Genomic DNA, 17,900 nt, shown 5'->3' with positions numbered 1-17,900 from the left:
CTTCTTTCACTGAAGCGACTGATTTACCCTCCTATTATACCGTTATAATTTGTGAAGTCGCTTTGGCTCAGTAGACTCAGCCGCAGATTCAGTCGTTCATAAGACGGGTTGAAGGCTGGCAGGGGTCGATAAAGTGACCTGCCGCGTGCCAAAGCCGGGCAACCCTCCCTGAGCAGATCAGCATGAACACCGGCATAGCCAGCCGTGTAGGTGGGAATCCTCGCGATTCCTCGCCTCTGGGTGCTGGTGTTCCCCGATAAGAAGAGAGTCACTATGAAACAGGGTCTCCATCAAACAGACAATCATTCACTGTCTGACCGCCTCGATCGCCCCACCGGTCTTTATCAGCCTGATGAATTCCGTGATAACTGTGGCTTTGGTCTGATCGCCCATATGCAGGGCCAGGCCAGCCATGAATTGCTGCAAACCGCCATCGAGTCTCTGACCTGCATGACGCACCGTGGTGGTATTGCCGCCGACGGCAAAACCGGCGACGGCTGTGGTCTGTTGCTGCAAATGCCTGATGCTTTTGTGCGTGAGCAGGCTGACGTCCTGTTCCAGACCGATCTGGGTCAACACTATGCTGTTGGCATGATCTTCCTGAACGCCGACGAAGCCCGGGCAGCCTCTGGCCGTACCGCGCTGGAGACAGCGCTTGCCAACGAAGGCCTGGAACTGGTTGGCTGGCGTACCGTGCCGACCGATACCCGAGTCTGCGGCCCCATGGCGCTCGATTGCCTGCCGGTGATCGAGCAGGTGTTCGTTAAAGCCGAATCGCCTGACGGCCTTGCCGTGAAGCTCTACAGCGCCCGCCGCAAGGCGGAGCTAGCCATGCAAGACGATGACGAATTCTATATCTGCTCGTTGTCCGACACCGTGCTGTCTTATAAAGGCCTAGTTATGCCGGAAGACTTGCCGCGTTTTTATCTGGACCTGGCGAGTGAATCCATGGAAACCGGAATTTGCGTATTCCACCAGCGCTTTTCCACCAACACCATGCCCAAGTGGCCGCTGGCCCAGCCGTTTCGTCTGCTGGCACACAACGGTGAGATCAACACCATTCAGGGCAACCGCAACTGGGCAAGGGCTCGGGCGAGCAAGTTTGAATCCCCGCACCTGCCAAACCTGGAAGAACTGCAGCCAGTGGTCAACACGACCGGTTCGGATTCCTCCAGCATGGACAACATGCTCGAGCTGATGCTGCTCGGCGGTATGGACCTGTTTCGTGCCTGCCGCACCATGATTCCACCTGCCTGGCACAACGTCGAGAACATCGATGGCGAGCTGAAGGCTTTCTATGAATTTAACTCCATGCACATGGAGCCCTGGGACGGCCCGGCCGGCATCGTACTGACTGATGGTCGCTACGCCGTCTGCATGCTCGACCGTAATGGCTTGCGTCCAGCGCGCTGGGTCATTACTAAAAATGGCTTTATCACCCTGGCCTCAGAAATTGGTACCTTCCAGTACAAGCCGGAAGATGTTGTGGCCAAGGGCCGGGTTGGTCCGGGTCGCATCGTCGCAGTGGATACTCACACCGGTGAGTTCCTGCAAACCGAAGAAATTGATAACCGGCTGAAGAAAACCCACCCCTATAAGGACTGGCTGAAAAACAACGCAGTGCGCCTGCGCAGCAAGCTGGAACTGGCCGAAGAAGTAGACGGTTCGTCGCTGTCGCCTGAACAGCTGCTGGCCTACCAGAAAATGTTCCAGGTCTCTTTTGAAGAGCGCGACCAGGTGCTGCGTCCGCTGGCTGAAAGTGGCCAAGAGGCGGTAGGCTCCATGGGGGACGATACCCCGATGGCGGTGCTGTCACAGCACATTCGTCCGGTAACCGATTATTTCCGCCAGCAATTTGCCCAGGTTACCAACCCGCCGATCGACCCCTTGCGTGAAGCGGTGGTCATGTCGCTGGAAACCTGCCTGGGGCCGGAGCGGAATCTGTTTGCACCCACGGCAGACCATGCCAAGCGTCTGATTCTGACGTCGCCGGTGTTGTCGCCACTGAAGTTCCAGAACTTTCTGCATCAGGAAGCACCGGAGTTCCGTCACCAGGTATTGCCATTGGCGTACCCGGCCGATGGCGACCTGGAGCAGGCACTGGACCGCTTGTGCAAAACGGCGGCAGAAGCCAGCCGTGAAGGCGTCAAGATTGTTGTGCTGTCAGACCGTGACCTGAAAGCAGGTCAGCTGGTCATTCCAGCCGTTATGGCTACCGGGGCTGTGCATCATCACCTGGTTGATCACGGTTTGCGTTGCGATACCAACATTGTGCTGGATACCGGCGCCATTCGTGACCCCCATCAGATTGCCGTGGCCATTGGCTTCGGTGCGACGGCGGTCTATCCCTATCTGGTGTATGAAGTTCTGGATGACATGATCCGCACCAACGAACTGCAGGGTGACCCGCGCCAGTTGCACAAGAACTACCGCAAGGGCGTTAACAAGGGCCTGTTCAAGATCATGTCGAAGATGGGCATCTCCACCATTGCCTCTTACCGGGGCGCCCAGCTGTTTGAAGCTGTGGGCCTGGCGGACGAAGTGGTCAACCTTTGCTTCAAAGGTGTGCCCAGCCGCATTCAGGGCGCAGGTTTCAGGCACTTCCATGAAGAGCTGCAGGCGCTGGGCAAAACCGCCTGGAAACCGCGCAAGTCGATCCAGCAAGGTGGTTACCTCAAGTATGTTCACGGTGGCGAATATCATGGTTACAACCCGGATGTTGTTACCAGTTTGCAGGATGCCGTGCAGAACGGTGATGAATCCCGCTACCGCGACTACGCCAACTACGTGAACAGCCGCCCGGTCGCGACCATTCGCGACCTGTTCGAACTGACGTCAGATCGCAAAGCGATTCCCATGTCGGAAGTGGAGCCAGCCGAAGCCCTGTTCAAGCGGTTTGACTCCGCCGCCATGTCGCTCGGCGCCCTGTCGCCGGAGGCGCACGAAGCGCTGGCCATTGCCATGAATGAATTAGGTGGTCGCAGCAACTCGGGCGAAGGCGGTGAAGACCCGAAGCGGTATGGCACCAATCGCCGTTCCAAGATCAAGCAGGTGGCCTCAGGTCGGTTTGGGGTAACCCCGGCTTATCTGATGAGTGCCGATGTGCTGCAAATCAAAGTCGCCCAGGGCGCCAAGCCCGGTGAGGGCGGCCAGTTGCCCGGTGGTAAGGTCAATAAACTGATCGCCGAACTGCGCTTTTCGGTGCCCGGTGTGACGCTGATCTCGCCACCACCGCACCACGACATCTATTCCATTGAAGACCTGGCGCAGCTGATTTTTGACCTCAAAGAAATCAACCCGGATGCCCTGGTCTCCGTCAAACTGGTGTCGGAACCCGGTGTCGGCACCATTGCCGCCGGGGTCGCCAAAGCCTATGCCGATCTGATCACTATTTCTGGTTACGATGGCGGCACTGCAGCCAGTCCGTTAACCTCGATCAAACATGCCGGCTCCCCGTGGGAACTGGGCCTGGCTGAAGTACAGCAGACGCTGCGCGGCAACGATCTGCGTGGAAAGATTCGCCTTCAGACTGATGGCGGCCTGAAAACCGGGCTGGACGTGATCAAAGCCGCCATGCTCGGTGCTGAAAGCTATGGCTTCGGTACTGCGCCCATGGTCGCTCTGGGCTGCAAATACCTGCGCATCTGCCACCTGAACAACTGTGCCACCGGGGTGGCGACGCAGGACGATCATCTGCGCGACCAGCACTTCCGCGGCACGGTTGAAATGGTGAAAAACTATTTTCGCTTCGTGGCCGAGGAAGTGCGTGAGCACCTGGCCATGCTCGGCTATCGCAGCCTGGGCGAGGTGATTGGTCGCACCGATCTGATCACTGTTAAAAAGGGCCAGACCGACAAGCAGAACTGCCTGGACCTGTCGAACATCCTGTTCAGTGATCAGGTGCCGGCCGACAAGCCGCAGCAGTGCGAAATTGAGCGCAACGTTCCGTTCGATAAAGGCACCAAGCAACGCGAGATTTTCGACGCCATTCTGCCGGCCATCGAGAATAAGACCGGCGGTGAATTTGACTTCACCATCGGCAACTGCGACCGCTCCATCGGCGCACGGGCCTCGGGCGAGATCGCCAAGCGCTACGGCAACCAGGGCATGAGTGACCGGCCAATCACTCTGAATCTTTCCGGTATTGCCGGGCAAAGCTTCGGGGTATGGAACGCGGGCGGTCTGAACCTGGTGCTCGACGGCGATGCCAACGACTACGTCGGCAAGGGCATGACCGGCGGCAAAATCGTTATCCGGCCGCCCAAAGGCAGTGCCTTTGAAACGCAGAAAACCTCGATCATGGGCAACACCTGCCTGTACGGCGCTACCGGCGGTACCCTGTTCGCCGCCGGTTCAGCCGGTGAACGCTTCGCGGTGCGCAACTCCGGTTGTGTGGCCGTGATCGAAGGTGCTGGCGACCACTGCTGTGAATACATGACCGGCGGTATGGTCGCTGTGCTGGGGTATGTGGGTGGTAACTTCGGTGCCGGTATGACCGGCGGCTTTGCCTACGTGCTGGATCTGGAGAACACATTCCCGGACAAGTACAACCGTGAACTGGTGGACATTCACCGCATCGGCACCGAAAGCATGGAAACCTACCGGGATCACCTCTTTGGTGTGATCGGTCGCTTCGTTGACGACACCAAGAGCGCCTGGGGCGCCGAGCTGCTGGATAACTACGACGACTACGTCAGTCGCTTCTGGCTGGTGAAGCCGAAGGCCGCCAGCCTGTCCGATTTGTTGTCCAACACCCGGGCCCGCCCAGAGTAATCCGACGGAGAATGGTTATGACACAGCGTTTGAACAACGATTTTCAGTTTGTCGATGTCGGCCGTCGCGAGCCTGCCAAGAAAGACATCCATACCCGCAAACACGAGTTTGTGGAAATCTACGAGCCTTTTGGCCAGAAGCAGGCGGCGGAGCAATCGCACCGCTGCCTAGAATGCGGTAACCCCTACTGTGAGTGGAAGTGCCCGGTACATAACTTCATTCCCAACTGGCTGAAACTGGTCAGCGAGGGCAATGTGCTCGAAGCGGTCGAAATGTGCCACCAGACGAATTCCCTGCCTGAAGTGTGTGGCCGGGTCTGCCCTCAGGATCGTCTCTGCGAAGGCGCCTGCACGCTGAACGACGGCTTTGGCGCGGTGACCATCGGCAATGCCGAGAAGTACATTACCGACACCGCCTTCGCCATGGGCTGGAAGCCCGACCTGTCGAAAGTGACCCAGACCAACAAGAAGGTGGCTGTCATTGGCGCCGGCCCTGCCGGGCTTGGCTGCGCCGACGTTCTTGCACGCAATGGCGTAAAAGCCGTGGTATTCGACAAATACCCCGAAATCGGCGGTCTGCTGACTTTCGGCATTCCGGAATTCAAGCTGGAAAAGTCCATCATGGCCAAGCGCCGTGATGTCTTCGAAGACATGGGTATCGAATTCCGCCTGAACACCGAAATCGGCGTCGATATCGACTTCGAACAGCTGTTGGCTGATTACGACGCTGTATTCATGGGCATGGGCACCTACAAGTACATGAAAGGCGGCTTCCCGGGTGAAGATCTCGACGGCGTGCACGAAGCCTTGCCATTCCTGATCTCCAACGTCAACCACACCAAAGGCTGGGAAAAAGACCCGGCGGATTACATCAACCTGGAAGGCAAACGGGTCGTGGTGCTTGGCGGTGGCGACACCGCCATGGATTGCAACCGAACTTCCATACGCCAGCAGGCCGCCAAGGTGATCTGCGCCTACCGTCGTGACGAAGCCAACATGCCGGGTTCGCGCCGTGAAGTCGCCAACGCCAAAGAAGAGGGCGTCGAGTTCCTGTTTAACCGCCAGCCGGTTGAAATTGTCGGCGATGGCAAGGTAGAGGGCATCAAACTGGTGACCACCCAGCTGGGTGAGCCGGATGAAAACGGTCGTCGGCGTCCGGAAGTGATTCCCGGCTCGGAAGAAATACTCGCTGCAGACGCCGTGATCGTCGCGTTCGGCTTTCAGCCGAGCCCGGCCGACTGGTTCGAGCCCAACAACATCACGCTGGACGACTGGCAGCGGGTTAGCGCCGCTGAGCACCAGGAGTACCCATTCCAGACCAGCCACGAGAAGATCTTCGCCGGTGGTGACATGGTGCGGGGTTCAGACCTGGTGGTCACCGCTATATACGAGGGCCGTAAGGCTGCTGAGGGGATATTGGATTACCTCGAAGTGTGACCTGAGTCTTAAATCTGGAAAAAACGGCGTTTTACGCCGTTTTTTTTTGATTGCAGCGCCCGGTAAGATTATCTTAGACCTTACAGTCACTATACAAAGCCCGAATGGGAGCTCGTCTGATGTTCGATAAAAAAGTAGGGATGGCCTTGTTGCTGTCATTAGCCCTGGTTGCCTGTGATGGCGATGGATATGGAAGTGATGATGGCGACGGTGATACCGGCGGCGGTACTGGTGGTGAGACAGGAGGTGACACCGGGGGGTCTACTACGACGGACGAAGGTGTTGAGATTGTGCTGGGCTCAGGGTCTGGCGGTTCGTTTGACGCAGGAGTTCTGACACTGGCGACAGCGTCCATCGGAGCCGAAGGGCAGACAGCAGTAACCGTCAATATCGTCGATAGCAATGATAACGACGCACTTTATAACGGTGCCCCTGTTACGGTTGAATTCACGTCTGCTTGTTTGCAGGATGGAAAAGCAACGTTTTCTAGCAGTAGTGTGGTTACCGGTACAGGCAGCGCAACAACGACATATTTGCCAGAAGGTTGCGTCGGCGATGACGTTATATTGGCTTCAATTGGCGATGCACGAGCTACAGCTACTGTAAATGTTAGTCCTGCCGATGTCGGCTTTGTCGCTTATTCCGGCACAGACGTCACTTCAATCGCATACAATACATACTGGGGCGGGAGCCAGCCAAGTATCGCAACGGTCACATTCACGTTGTTTGATGATCGAGGAAAACCGGTTTCTGGGCAGACTGTTACTTTTGCCCTTACGAGTGAAGATGGTGAAACTACACTGTCAAATAATACAGCAGAGTCTAACGAAGCAGGCATTGTAACCACCCGTGTCAAAGCTGGTTCAATTGCCATTAGTGTTCGAGTAATTGCTACCTTTACAGCTGATGATGGCAGAGAGATTTCGACGGTTTCATATCCAATAGCCGTCAACTCTGGACCAGCGGAGATCGACAGTTTTAGTCTTGCTGCTGATCTCTTCGCACCCGAGGCATGGAATCGTGATGGCGAAGAAATAAATTTCACCGTAACGGCTGGAGATCACCATAACAATCCGGTGCCTGACGGTACTGAAATCAGTTTCTGGACTGAATTTGGTCTGATTTCTGACACGTGTACCACAACGGAAGGACGATGCTCAGTAACTTGGACGTCAGGTGGTGACCGGTCAACATCGCCTTTGCCTGCTGATGGTCTTGCCACAATCACAGCGTGGACAGCCGGTGAAGATAGCTTTTATGAAACCGGAGCCGCAAACCAATTGTTTGATCCAGGCGAATCATTTTTGTCCACACCAGAAAGGTTTTATGACCGAAATAAGAACGGTACCTATGATGCTGCTTTTGAGTCTTATTACGACTACAACGAAGATGGAACCTACAATGCCAGCAGTCCACTTTTTAGAGGATACAGTTGTTCGGAGGCTGCCAAAACTGCAGGACATTGTGCAGACAGTGTTGAAGTTTGGGATGATATTCAAATATTGATGGCGGGAAGCGCCATCAATATTACTCCGACTCCTGGAAGTGCTACTGGTGAACAGACGTTCAATATTTTCTTGGAAGATGTGAATGGTAATCAGCCACCTGCGGGATCAAGTGTGTCCGTTCAAACGAGCTATGGAACTGCGACCATCATCGGGGAAAGCGATGTTCCGGATGGTGTATCAACTACAGGATACACAGTGGTCATTTTATTTGAGCCAGATACGGACCCAGGGAATGGCAATATGATTGTAGAAGTAGAAACGCCGAGCGGCGTTAAGTCAGCGATTGTTATTCCGGTTTCCAATTAATCTTTAAGAACAGGGGTGTCTTGTTTTGGCAAGGCACCCCGACTTATTGTATTCAGTTAGTGTCGCCTTCGTTTGCCTAATTCGATTCAATCGAAGGCAACGAGTATATGTATTGTTGTAAGTTCTCAAAGTGCTCATTGGCACGTCGTGTAGCCCAGTTTCCCCATTCGGACATCGAATCCTCAAACCGAATACGCCTGGACATCCCTCCCAGCGCTTTCACCACATGCTTAGGGTCCTTATAAGCTGCCAGCCAGTCATCTCGTTCCATAAAAAACAGAGTTCTTTCCATTCTCTCGGGTAGAGGCAGTGCCCTGAACTGATTGGCAATCAGGTATCGTTTCCGGGTGAACTCACTCAAGGGTTCATCGTGATAATCGGTCCAATGCTTCGCCAGATGATGATCAATCAACATATCCACAACGATTGGCGTGGTCTTGCGCAGTTTGGGTCGCAAGGCGACTCGCAGTGGTTCTAGCAACGGAGTGGTATCAGTTAGCTTGTCGATGGCCTGGTGTCGGTCGAAATGAATCAGAAATTCTTCTGAAACGGTGTTCGGGTCGGGTCTTCGGGCGAAGTCGGGCCAGAGTGAGCCGATCAGGGCGTCGGGGGTAGGGTCTGAAAACAGCCAGTGGCCCAGAAAATTCACGCGGGCTCCTTCATCGATGTCTTAAGAGTACGCCGCCAGTGTATCACCAAAGTTGAGCAGCTGAATTCGTCAGTGGCGATGGCTATGCGTATAATGCGCCCACTTTTTCTACAGGATCTGACCCCCATGGCTGAACTGACCAACGACCGCTTGCTACGCGCCCTGATGCGCGAACCCACCGACCGGACGCCGGTCTGGATGATGCGCCAGGCTGGGCGGTATTTGCCGGAATACCGGGCTTCGCGGGCCGAAGCGGGCGATTTCCTCAGTCTGTGCAAGAACGCCGATTTCGCCTGTGAAGTCACCATGCAACCGCTAGAACGCTACCCGCTGGATGCCGCTATCCTGTTTTCTGACATCCTGACGATCCCAGATGCCATGGGTCTTGGGCTGTATTTCGAGACGGGTGAAGGCCCACGCTTCGAACGCACCGTGCGTTCAATGGCGGATGTAGAAGCCTTGCACAAGCCCGATATGGCCAGTGATCTGGGGTATGTGATGAATGCCGTCAGCACCATTCGCGGTGCTCTGAACGGTCGGGTTCCATTGATCGGCTTTTCCGGCAGTCCCTGGACGCTGGCGACCTACATGATTGAAGGCGGCAGCTCCAAGGATTTCCGTCACATCAAAGCCATGCTGTACAACGACCCGGATACCCTGCATGCGCTGCTGACCCGTCTGGCCGATTCCGTCACCGACTACCTGAATGCCCAGATCGAAGCGGGCGCTCAGGCCGTGCAGATATTTGATACCTGGGGTGGCGCACTCGGCCACTCGGTCTATCCGACCTTCTCGCTGGATTACATGACCCGCATCGTGAAAGGCCTGAAACGGACCCATCAGGGGCGGAAGGTACCGGTTATTCTCTTCACCAAAGGCGGGGGGCAGTGGCTGGAGTCGATGGCGGCGTCTGGCGCCGATGCGCTGGGTCTGGACTGGACCACGTCTCTGGCCGATGCCCGGGCACGAGTTGGAGAGCAGGTCGCCTTACAAGGCAATATGGACCCCTCGGTACTCTATGCCGCACCGGATGGTATTCGTACCGAAGTCGAACGCATTCTGGCGGAATATGGCAAAGGCTCAGGCCATGTTTTCAACCTTGGCCACGGCATTCACCAGTTTGTTGATCCTGAACATGCAGGGGCGTTTGTTGAGGCGGTGGTCGAGCTGAGTCCTAAGTATCATCGTTAAGCAGCTGGCAGGCATCAAACAGAGGATTCGCCAGTATTGAGGTGAGAAGTAGCTCAGTGCTGGGCGTCGGGTTGGCTTATCCGGGGTAGTCCGCAGCATGGATGCTGCGGTCTAGGCCCCATGGATGGGTTAATGCCGACCCCGGATAAGCCAATCCGATGACTGGCACGGGTTCATGGCAAGACAGTTTAAATAGACTCCGGCTCTTGGGTGGTTACATCGGCTCCAGCGTCATGCGCCATTGGGTTGGCCCGGGCATGAACCGGCTTGGGCGTCCTTCAACCCAGTCGCGATGACCGCGATCGTAGTAGGGTGACATTGGGTGGCCGCTCTGGCCGACCGGCATGTGAAAAATCCCGTTTTCCTCCTGACCCGGCGCGACCACCATGCGCTCCGAAGCACCATTGTCGGTGCGTTGAACCCGTGGCATGTAGGTATCGCCATCCATGGGCTCTTCCGGCATGTCCAGCCAGCGAGACAGCAGAGGCACCGCACCACTCAGCGGGTGCCGGATCGACAGGGTATTCGCCTTGCCCCAGGTTTGGTCAGCCAGTGGTTCGCCATCGGCGGTCATAATCGCCAGGGTTTCATCCACCATCGACAGCATGAAATCATCCCAGTCCTCGTAGCCCAGTGGCAGGTGTTGCTCTGGTTGTTGCGTCACCAGCGCCCAGACGGGGTATTCCAGAAAGTTGTCCACCCGCTCCGGCCAGAACACATTACTGGCACTGTCGAGCTGGCGATAGATTGCCCCCACGGTGTGATCAATCGTGCGTTCTCTGAAGCGCTTCACGGCCAGATACCCAACCGAGGTTTTGCTGGCCCGCCCTTCCCATTGGGCCACGTACGCAGCTAATTCAGAGCGTTCGGCCGACCCCGGGCTCTCATCATTCTCAAGCACAGCCAGCAGCAGTCGCTGCCAGCGTTGCAGGAAGAGCGCACGGTCATCCAGCGCAATGTCCAGAAAATCCTGCTCGGTGAACTGTTCCCGGGCAAACAGCCCTTTCTCTATTTGTTGCTGGCGCGCGCCGAGGGCGTAATCACTGCGGCCGACCAGGTCCAGTAACTCATCGGATACAATGCGGGCGTTGGCCGTCCAGATTCTGCCATCTTCCGGGTTCACAATTTGCGGGAACTCCGACGGGCTTAAATAGCCGTTCCAGCCCAGCTCGCCCGATGACCAGTCGGCGGGTTCACTCGGCGAAATGCCCGCCTCGGTAAACCCGAAGCGGCGTGGCAGACGGCCCATAATGGTCCAGGCCTGGTTGCCACGCACGTCTACCACGTTCAGGTTTTGCCCGGGAACTCCCGAGGTTGCCGCGACAATCAGTGCATCATAAACCGTATCGGCGGTTTCCATTTTGGTCAGGTCCAGATTGGCGCCTTCCGGATCATGGGCCACCCAGCGCATGGCCAGCATATTACCGAAATGATCGGTGCCGATGACCGGCCCCCAGCGCGTTGACTTAACCGCCACGGTGACTGATTCGCCGCCTTTTACCTGAACGACCTCATTGTCTATGGTAAAAGGCTGCCAGCCATCCGGTGTCAGGTATTCCGATTCTTCCGCATTGGTTTGCAGCACAATGGTGTCGTGAAAATCGCCGTTCGAATTGGTAAAGCCCCAGGCAATGTGCTCGTTCGAGCCAACCACCATGGCCGGAGCACCGGGCAGGGTAGCGCCGGTGATGCGACGGTCAGCCCCGGCAACCGTCCAACTGGCCCGGTACCAGATGTTGGGCACACTCAGGCCCAGATGCATGTCATCGGCCACCATACCTGCCTCGTAACCGGTCAGCTCACCGGAGACAGACCAGTTGTTGGAACCAAGCTCTACGGTGTCCCGGTATTGCCAGGGTGACAGATCGTTCAGTACGGCCAGCTCCTGTGGGGTTTGTAACTCAGCCAGCGGTTGTTCAGGGAAGAACGGCGCCCACTGATAGGCCTCCCCGTGCACCGGGGAGTCCCACTCGCCGCCGGCGGGTGTCAGGAACGCAAACCAATCGGTCGGCAATAGATCCTCCATCACCGCCAGAGAACGCTCGCGTTCATTCCATTGCGGCTGAAGGTCCAGATACATGCTGTACAACGCCAGCATGCTGTCAGCGGGCTGCCACTCGCGCGGCTGGGTTTGCAACAGGCGGTACTCAAAAGGCGGGCTATCGAGTGCTGCGAGGCCAGCGTTGACACCGGCGGTATAGGCATTCAATCGCAGTAATTCCGGGCGTTTCAGAGCCGCAACGGCCCGCTCGCCGCGTTTACGGAACTGATGAACACGAATGCTCTGATCGTAGTTCAGCGCTGCATCGCCCACCAGTTCAGACAGCTCACCTGCTGAATTGCGACGCAACAGATCCATCTGGAAAAAGCGTTCCTGGGCATGTAACACGCCCAGTGCATAGGCACTGTCGGGCCGGTTCTGGGCATAAATCGTTGGAATGCCCTGGGCATCGCGCTCGATCCGTACCTCGGCATTTAACCCGGGCATCGGATGAGTCCCTTCCAGCGGTGCCAGGCTGCCGTTTAACTGCCACCAGAGCCAGGCGATACCGCCTGCCGCCAGGACCAGCAGCAGTAGCAAGGTCCTGAGAATCCATCGAATAGGGCGCGATACGGCCATGCCTGTTTCCTTTTTATGGTTATTTTAAACGTTGTTTTAATGGTCAGGTTGACCGCTACGCCGAGTGCCAGCCGCCGACCCCGGATAGGTGGACCCGGCGGCTGGCACGGATCTCTGGCAAAAAAGGCATAGCGGTCGCACTTGATTTCAGTTTGCCACAGAAACATGAGAGCCCAAAGGCTCTGGTAACAGGTTATGCCGACTAGTTGACAGCTCTGCGGTTTCCCCACAAATCCATGCCTGATTGTCATAAGCGGTTGAAATTGCGACACTTGCGCCAGTTTAAACCGACACCGGTCTGATCCTACTGATCCCGGGGTGCCTCCCAGAACCGCGTACCCTGTTAAGGCGAACCCATCGAATGACTGAACAATCCGGCGAATACATCGAGCACCTGTCGCTCAGCCAGTTTAGCGAAAAGGCGTATCTGGACTATTCCATGTACGTCATTCTGGACCGGGCCTTGCCCCACCTGGGCGATGGCCTCAAGCCCGTGCAACGTCGCATCATCTATGCGATGAGTGAACTGGGGCTGAAAAGCACCTCCAAATACAAAAAATCCGCCCGTACCGTGGGTGACGTGCTGGGTAAATACCACCCGCACGGTGACAGCGCCTGTTACGAAGCCATGGTGCTGATGGCGCAATCCTTCTCCTACCGGTACCCGCTGGTCGATGGTCAGGGCAACTGGGGCGCGCCGGACGACCCGAAATCCTTCGCCGCCATGCGCTATACCGAATCGAGACTGCACGCCCATGCCGGCCTGCTGCTCGATGAACTCGGCCAGGGCACCGTCGACTGGGTGCCCAACTTCGACGGCACACTGGACGAACCTTCGGTGTTGCCGGCGCGCTTGCCGCACATCCTGCTGAACGGCACGACCGGTATTGCTGTTGGTATGGCAACGGACATACCGCCGCACAACATCCGCGAAGTCGCTGCTGCTTGCATTCACCTGCTCGACTCCCCGGATGCCTCGCTGGCGGATGTGATGATGCACATCAAGGGGCCAGATTTCCCGACCGGTGGTGAACTGATCACCCCAACGGCCGACCTGCAAAAAATCTACGAAACCGGCCGGGGCACGGTAAAGGTTCGGGCCCGGTATGGCACCGAAGGTGGCGATATCGTCATAACCGAGCTGCCCTACCAGGTCTCGGGATCCAAAATACTGGAGCAGATCGCCCACCAGATGCAGGTCAAGAAATTGCCCATGGTGGTCGACCTGCGCGATGAATCCGACCACGAAAACCCGACGCGCCTGGTGATAGAACCGCGCAGCAATCGGGTTGATGTCGATGCGGTCATGAACCACCTGTTCGCGACCACCGATCTGGAAAAAACCATCCGCATCAACCTGAACATGATTGGGACCGATGGCCGGCCCCAGGTTAAATCCCTGACGCATATTCTCAGCGAATGGCTGACCTTCAGAACCACAACGGTTCGCCGTCGTCTGCAGCACCGACTCGACAAAGTCATCGCCCGGCTGCACATCCTCGATGGCTTGCTGATCGCTTATCTGAACATCGATGAAGTCATCCACATCATTCGCACCGAGGACGAGCCCAAACAAGAACTGATGAACCGGTTCAAGTTGAGTGATGTCCAGGCTGAAGCCATTCTCGAACTGAAATTGCGGCAACTGGCCAAGCTGGAAGAGTTCAAAATTCGCGGTGAACAGGATGAACTGGCCGCCGAACGCGACAAGATCGAGAAAACCCTGGGTTCAGCCACGCGCATGCGCACCCTGATCAAGAAAGAGATCATGGCCGATGCCGATACCTTTGGCGACGAGCGCCGCACGCAACGGGTCCAGCGCGAAGAAGCCCAGGCGTTCAGTGAGACAGAAGTATTGCCCTCTGAACCGGTGACTGTCGTGCTGTCGCAAAAAGGCTGGATACGGGCGGCCAAGGGGCACGACATTGATGGCGTGAACCTCAGCTACAAGGCGGGCGATGCGTTCGCCTTCAGCGCACCGGGCAAGAGCAATCAGCCTACGGTCTTGCTCGACTCGACTGGCCGGTCCTACACCCTGGCAACTCATGCGTTACCGTCAGCCAGAGGGCAGGGGGAACCCATTTCCGGTCGAGTCAGTCCGCCACCGGGTGCCGAAATGCGCGGCTTGCTGATCGACGAACCGAACCAGCAATACCTGCTGGCGTCCGATGCCGGCTATGGGTTTATTGGCCGCTTTGAAGACATGGTCAGCAAAAACAAGGCGGGCAAGGCGGTATTGAGCCTGCCGAAAAACGCCCGGGTACTGGCCCCGGCGGTCGTGCATCAGCGGGAAACCGACTACCTGGCAGCCGTTAGCAACGAAGGGCGCTTGCTCGTGTTCCCGGTGCGCGATTTGCCGGAGCTGGCCAAAGGCAAGGGAAACAAGATCATCAACATTCCGGCCGCCCGTGCGTCTGAGCATGAAGAATACATGATCGGCGCCGTGGTTCTGGGTAGCGACAACACCCTGGTCATTCACTCCGGCAAGCGCAAGCTGAAACTCAAGGGCGCTGACCTTGAGCACTATCTGGGTGAGCGCGGGCGTCGGGGCAACAAGTTGCCTCGCGGGTTCCAGAGTGTTGCCAGTATTGAGGTTGAATAAAACAGCGGTCCGTGTCGGTTGGCGTATTTTCGTCTAGTCTTCAAAGCACGATATTCGGAGGCACGCGCATGACCATAGACACTCAAATCGCCAATTATTACGAAAAGCTGGTGATCGATGATTTGAAAGGCCGGTTGGAAGCCGATGGCAAGCCGGAAAACGAACTGGCCGACATCGCCTGTGTGGCACTGAATCAGCTACCGGCGCGCTATTACCGGTTTTCGGTGGACATGGCGTTTTATCTGTCGGTGCAGGAGCAGCATGCCATGGAAACCGAGGTTGAAAAGGCCGTGACACACGCACTGGCCTTTGTATCCGGGCATCATCGCGATGACGAATAAAACCTCCCCAGCGCCGCTTACCGTTGAGTCCATGCAGGCCAGCATTGTCCATCACCTGCATGTTGCTCAGGGTACCTACGAAGAGAAAGCCAGTCCGCAAAGCTGGTGGAAAGCGACCGCTGGCGCTGTTAACGAAGCCGTCATGGCCGGCCTGACCGATACCCAGCGTACCCACTCCACCAAGGACACCCGGGCGGTGAATTACCTGTCCATGGAATTCCTGATGGGGCGCTTGCTGTCCAACAATCTGAATAATCTTCAACTGTTTGACATCGCCGACCAGGCACTGGCCAATCTGGGTCAGAACCTGTCGGATATTCTGGAAGAAGAACCGGATATGGCTCTGGGTAATGGTGGCCTGGGTCGACTGGCCGCGTGTTTTCTGGATTCACTCGCCACCTTGAATTACCCGGCTGTAGGCTATGGCATTCACTATGAGCATGGCCTGTTCGAGCAAAGCTTTAGCCGGGGCCGGCAGGTCGAGCGGCCGGATGACTGGCGCGAATACGGCAACCCCTGGGAAGTGTGCCGTCCGGAATCGGTTCAGGAAATCAAACTCTATGGTTTCGTGGAAACTGTGAGCGAAGGCGGGCGCGCCTACAAGGTCTGGAGACCGGCACGGACCGTCAAAGCCGTACCCTGGGACATCCCCATCGTCGGTTACAGCGGCTCCAATGTGAACATTCTCCGGCTCTGGGAGAGCCGGGCAACCGACTATTTTGACTGGGATGTGTTCAACGCGGGCGGCTATGTGGACGCTCAGGTAGAACAGGCCCAGGCAGAAACCATTTCCAAGGTGTTGTACCCCAACGACGAAACCGACGCCGGCAAGGAACTGCGTCTGATTCAGCAGTATTTTTTCAGCGCTGCGTCGCTGGCAGACATCATCCGCCGTTATCAGCGAGCCCACGGAGATGACTGGTCTCAATTCGCAGAGCGGGTGGCCGTGCAATTGAATGATACCCACCCGGCGGTGGCCATTCCCGAACTGATGCGCGTACTTATGGATGAAAAGCGACTGGGGTGGGATGCCGCATGGGCCATTTGTCATCCGGTGTTTTCCTACACCAACCACACGCTCCTGCCAGAAGCACTGGAAACCTGGAGCCTGCCACTCTTTGCAAAGGTGTTGCCGCGTCATCTGGAGATTATTTTTGAAATCAACCACCGCTTTCTGAGTCAGGAAGTGGAGCGCCAGTGGCCCGGTGATGATGGCATGAAGGCCCGGCTGTCGATCATTGAAGAAGGGAATCAGCGTAAAGTGCGCATGGCGCACCTGTCGGTGGTGGGTTCGCATACCGTCAACGGTGTCGCCGAGGTGCATTCGAACCTGGTCAAGTCCGACCTGTTTCCCGAATTCGATAAGCTCTGGCCCGATAAATTCACCAATGTGACCAATGGTGTGACGCCCCGGCGCTGGCTGAAAGCCTGCAACCCCCGGTTATCCACCCTGATCGACAAACACATTGAGGCCGACTGGCCACGACATCTGAGCAAACTTGAGCAACTGACGGCGCTGGCCGACGATGATCGTTTTCAAACCGAATTCATGGCGATCAAGCACCAGAACAAGGTCGATCTGGCGGCAGAGGTCAAGCAGTTAACGGGCGTCGATATTGATCCGAACGCCCTCTTTGATGTGCAGATAAAACGCCTGCATGAGTACAAACGACAGCATCTGAACCTGTTGCATATCCTGACGTTGTACCGGCGCCTGCTGGAAGACCCGAATGCGATAACGGTACCGCGCGTGTTTCTGTTTGGTGCCAAGGCAGCACCGGCCTATGCGCTGGCCAAAGACATTATTTATGGCATCAATTGCGCAGCGGAACGCATCAACAAAGACGAGCGCATTCAGGGCAAATTAAAAGTAGTGATGCTGCCCAACTACCGGGTCAGCCTGGCCGAGAAGATCATACCAGCCGCTGATTTGTCAGAGCAGATTTCAACCGCGGGCAAGGAAGCCTCGGGCACCGGCAATATGAAACTGGCGCTGAACGGTGCCCTGACCATTGGTACCATGGATGGAGCGAACATCGAGATTGCCGAAGAGGCCGGGCGAGAGAATATTTTTATTTTTGGGTTGTCGGTGGAGGAGGTTCGCCAACTCGACGAACGGGGTTATAACCCCTTTGACTGGTACCACCAGGACGAAGAACTCAGGGCTGTACTCGACTGGCTGGATAACGGTTATTTGACCCCGGATGACCCCGGCGCCCTGTCGTCCATCAAGCACAGCCTGTTGAAAGGCGGTGATCCCTACAAGGTGCTGGCGGACTTTCGCAGTTACTGCGACGCCCAGCAGCAGGTTGAGGCGCGCTACCAGAACAAGCAAGCCTGGGCACGCAGCGCCATCATCAATACCGCGACCATGGGTAAGTTCAATTCAGACCGCTCGATAGAAGATTACGTGCAGCGTATCTGGCACCTGAAGGCGCACCCGCGCAGCCAGGGCTCTGGCTGAACGGGCGTTG

The 17,900-nt window shown here is 56.6% G+C and carries 9 protein-coding genes; 7 read left to right on the top strand and 2 right to left on the bottom strand.

Translation table 11 applies throughout. The annotated features are described in order from the left end of the window. The first annotated feature begins 273 nt into the window (after positions 1 to 273). The 3 genes from gltB (at position 274) to ABJT94_RS15340 (ending at position 8,023) form a co-directional block, all read left to right on the top strand. A complete protein-coding gene (gene gltB, locus ABJT94_RS15350) occupies positions 274 to 4,773 on the top strand; it encodes a glutamate synthase large subunit (RefSeq protein WP_348477698.1) in 4,500 nt (1,499 codons plus the stop codon). Between the two features lie 17 nt (positions 4,774 to 4,790). Further along, complete coding sequence (locus tag ABJT94_RS15345; protein WP_348477699.1) at positions 4,791 to 6,209, top strand: FAD-dependent oxidoreductase; 1,419 nt, start codon at positions 4,791 to 4,793, stop codon at positions 6,207 to 6,209. A gap of 119 nt (positions 6,210 to 6,328) precedes the next feature. Continuing rightward, positions 6,329 to 8,023: a hypothetical protein gene (locus tag ABJT94_RS15340; protein ID WP_348477700.1), complete on the top strand. Its 1,695-nt coding sequence runs from the start codon at positions 6,329 to 6,331 to the stop codon at positions 8,021 to 8,023. A gap of 76 nt (positions 8,024 to 8,099) precedes the next feature. On the opposite strand, the gene ABJT94_RS15335 is transcribed toward ABJT94_RS15340, so the two are convergent. After that, a complete protein-coding gene (locus tag ABJT94_RS15335) occupies positions 8,100 to 8,672 on the bottom strand; it encodes an ACP phosphodiesterase (RefSeq protein WP_348477701.1) in 573 nt (190 codons plus the stop codon). A 126-nt stretch (positions 8,673 to 8,798) separates the two neighbouring features. Between ABJT94_RS15335 and hemE the strand changes: the two genes are divergently transcribed. Then, on the top strand, positions 8,799 to 9,863 hold the full coding sequence (gene hemE / locus ABJT94_RS15330; RefSeq protein ID WP_348477702.1) for a uroporphyrinogen decarboxylase: 1,065 nt from the start codon (positions 8,799 to 8,801) through the stop codon (positions 9,861 to 9,863). Between the two features lie 214 nt (positions 9,864 to 10,077). On the opposite strand, the gene ABJT94_RS15325 is transcribed toward hemE, so the two are convergent. Then, on the bottom strand, positions 10,078 to 12,483 hold the full coding sequence (locus ABJT94_RS15325; protein ID WP_348477703.1) for a penicillin acylase family protein: 2,406 nt from the start codon (positions 12,481 to 12,483) through the stop codon (positions 10,078 to 10,080). A 361-nt stretch (positions 12,484 to 12,844) separates the two neighbouring features. Between ABJT94_RS15325 and parC the strand changes: the two genes are divergently transcribed. From parC to ABJT94_RS15310, 3 genes are all read left to right on the top strand, one after another. Then, on the top strand, positions 12,845 to 15,085 hold the full coding sequence (gene parC / locus ABJT94_RS15320; protein ID WP_348477704.1) for a DNA topoisomerase IV subunit A: 2,241 nt from the start codon (positions 12,845 to 12,847) through the stop codon (positions 15,083 to 15,085). Between the two features lie 68 nt (positions 15,086 to 15,153). Next, positions 15,154 to 15,426, top strand: a complete 273-nt coding sequence (locus ABJT94_RS15315) for a late competence development ComFB family protein (protein WP_348477705.1) — start codon at positions 15,154 to 15,156, stop codon at positions 15,424 to 15,426. Beyond that, on the top strand, positions 15,416 to 17,890 hold the full coding sequence (locus ABJT94_RS15310; RefSeq protein WP_348477706.1) for a glycogen/starch/alpha-glucan phosphorylase: 2,475 nt from the start codon (positions 15,416 to 15,418) through the stop codon (positions 17,888 to 17,890). Before ABJT94_RS15315 ends, ABJT94_RS15310 begins: the two co-directional genes overlap by 11 nt. The last annotated feature ends 10 nt before the right edge of the window (positions 17,891 to 17,900 follow it).

The organism is Saccharospirillum sp., assembly GCF_039982735.1.
Lineage (GTDB): Bacteria > Pseudomonadota > Gammaproteobacteria > Pseudomonadales > Natronospirillaceae > Saccharospirillum.
Note: the sequence above shows the minus strand (reverse complement) of the source record. Positions and strands in the feature narration are given on the sequence as shown.

Excerpts from the sequence above, each read along its gene's own strand:
- gltB (WP_348477698.1), top strand. The coding sequence starts at position 274 with ATGAAACAGGGTCTCCATCAAACAGACAATCATTCACTGTCTGACCGC.
- ABJT94_RS15345 (WP_348477699.1), top strand. The coding sequence starts at position 4,791 with ATGACACAGCGTTTGAACAACGATTTTCAGTTTGTCGATGTCGGCCGT.
- ABJT94_RS15340 (WP_348477700.1), top strand. The coding sequence starts at position 6,329 with ATGTTCGATAAAAAAGTAGGGATGGCCTTGTTGCTGTCATTAGCCCTG.
- hemE (WP_348477702.1), top strand. The coding sequence starts at position 8,799 with ATGGCTGAACTGACCAACGACCGCTTGCTACGCGCCCTGATGCGCGAA.
- ABJT94_RS15325 (WP_348477703.1), bottom strand. The coding sequence starts at position 12,483 with ATGGCCGTATCGCGCCCTATTCGATGGATTCTCAGGACCTTGCTACTG.
- parC (WP_348477704.1), top strand. The coding sequence starts at position 12,845 with ATGACTGAACAATCCGGCGAATACATCGAGCACCTGTCGCTCAGCCAG.
- ABJT94_RS15315 (WP_348477705.1), top strand. The coding sequence starts at position 15,154 with ATGACCATAGACACTCAAATCGCCAATTATTACGAAAAGCTGGTGATC.
- ABJT94_RS15310 (WP_348477706.1), top strand. The coding sequence starts at position 15,416 with ATGACGAATAAAACCTCCCCAGCGCCGCTTACCGTTGAGTCCATGCAG.